The organism is Flavobacterium humi (assembly GCF_004745595.1).
Lineage (GTDB): Bacteria > Bacteroidota > Bacteroidia > Flavobacteriales > Flavobacteriaceae > Flavobacterium > Flavobacterium humi.
Genome location: NZ_SRLH01000014.1, coordinates 1 through 2,053 on the forward strand (window position 1 = coordinate 1; position 2,053 = coordinate 2,053).

Genomic DNA, 2,053 nt, shown 5'->3' on the forward strand with positions numbered 1-2,053 from the left:
AAAAATATTTTATCACAAAAGTGTGATAAATTTTATCGCAACTATTTTTTTATCACAAAAGTTGTTTCAAATTTTTTTAAAAATATATTTTGAAACAAAAAGTATGATGATTTTTTTGCCACAAGGGAGAGAATAGAACATTGAGCATAGAAAATAGAAAATAGAACATGGAGATAAGAAATAACATATAGCTGTAAATCCATTTCTCCATTCTCTATTTTCTTTTCTCTTTCTTCTTGCCTCTTTCTTCTTACTTCTTTTATATTTCTTCTAAATAACTAATTGTCAGTATTTTCCGATTGTTTGATATAAGGCTTTGTTGTAGTTTCGCCGCGTGAATCAATCCGTAACTTATTTAAAAACAGATACTATACTATATCATTACTAAATCCCTCTTGTTTATGACATTATCTTTTAAGAGCCGCAGTTTCCTGCTGCTGGTATTTTCTTTTGCCTTCACTGCATATTCCCAGGATATCCTTTGGGAAAAATCCTTGGGCGGCAAGCATGCCGAGTTTTTGTTTGATGCCATTGCGACCCCGGACTACGGGTTTATTTTGGCGGGAAGTTCCATTTCGGATAAAAACGGCAGCAAAACAGACGGCAACAAAGGCAACTACGATTACTGGCTCTGGAAAATGAGTGAGAAAGGCGAAGCCGAATGGCAGAAAAGCTTCGGAGGCCCGGACATGGACCTGCTGCAAAGCATCCAACTCACGGCAGACGGCGGTTTTATCCTGGCCGGAACGTCTTTGTCCCCAAAAGGGCAGGACAAGAAGGATGATAGTAAAGGCGGTGCCGATTTCTGGATCATCAAGCTGGATGCCAAAGGTAATGAGCTATGGCAAAAGACCATCGGAGGGACAGGGCAGGAGAAACTGAAAACCATTATCCAGACCAGGGACGGTGGTTACCTGGTAGGCGGTTCTTCGGCTTCGGAAGCTTCATTAGCCAACCATACGGCCATAGCGGACCTTTCGGGCAAAACCGAAAACAGCCGCGGCAATATGGATTATTGGATTGTCAAATTAGACAAAGACGGCAAGGTCAGCTGGCAGAAAACCCTGGGCGGCTTGTACGAAGAGGAACTTAAAAGCATTGTCCAGACCAAAGACGAAGGTTATGTGCTGGGCGGTTACTCAAACTCCCCGGCTTCGGGCGAGAAAACCCAGGCCAACATCGGGATTGGGGATTACTGGATCGTGAAGCTTGACAAATCCGGGAACCTGTTATGGGACACCACTTTGGGCGGCGACCAGGACGACCACCTTTCGGCCTTGATTGCGACCACAGATGGCGGTTTTTTGGTAGGCGGGAACTCGAATTCGGCCAGTTCGGATGCCAAAAGCAAGAGCAACGGCAGCGGTACCGATTTCTGGGTACTGAAACTTGATGAGAACGGCAAGATCACCTGGCAGCAAACCTATAACTTTGGGAAACTGGACGTGTTGACGTCCCTGATTGCCAATGCGGACGGAAGCTATTTGGTAGCGGGTTATGCGCAAGGGGAGGAAGGTAAGAAAAAAGAGAATAGAAAAGAGAAAACAGACAAGGAAGGGATCAACGACTATATCGCACTGAAGATTGATGCCAAAGGCGAGGAACTCTGGTCCAAGACCGTAGGCAGCAAAGGCGAAGACATCCTAAAAAGGCTGATGGAAACCCGTGACGGCGGTTATTTGCTGGCCGGGACATCCAAAGGAGCAGCTTCCCGGGACAAATCCGGGGCTCAGGGCAGCAGTGATTTCTGGATCGTGAAACTCAAGGACAAATCCAAACCGGAACACGAGAAAGTAACCATAGAGGCCTTGCCCAACCCGGCGGAAACCTTTACCAATGCGATTATCAATTACGAATACACCTACGGAACAGCCACTTTATACGACCTGAACGGCAGGCAATTGCAACAGCAGAAAATCAACGGGGAACGCACCGTGCCTTTTGATTTGAGTAACTTGCCAAGCGGTGTGTATGTCATCAACATTAGCACCAACGTGGAGCAGAACGGGATTAAAGTGATTAAGAAATAAGATGAAAAAGATGAAAAAATATA

General features: G+C 45.3%; 1 protein-coding gene. It reads left to right on the forward strand.

Going from position 1 to position 2,053, the window contains the following annotated elements; all coding sequences use genetic code 11:
- Nucleotides 1-401 precede the first annotated feature (401 nt).
- Complete coding sequence (locus E4635_RS15635; RefSeq protein WP_135527644.1) at nucleotides 402-2,030, forward strand: T9SS type A sorting domain-containing protein; 1,629 nt, start codon at nucleotides 402-404, stop codon at nucleotides 2,028-2,030.
- The last annotated feature ends 23 nt before the right edge of the window (nucleotides 2,031-2,053 follow it).

Coding starts and splice junctions, on each gene's coding strand:
- E4635_RS15635 (WP_135527644.1), top strand. CDS start 402: ATGACATTATCTTTTAAGAGCCGCAGTTTCCTGCTGCTGGTATTTTCT.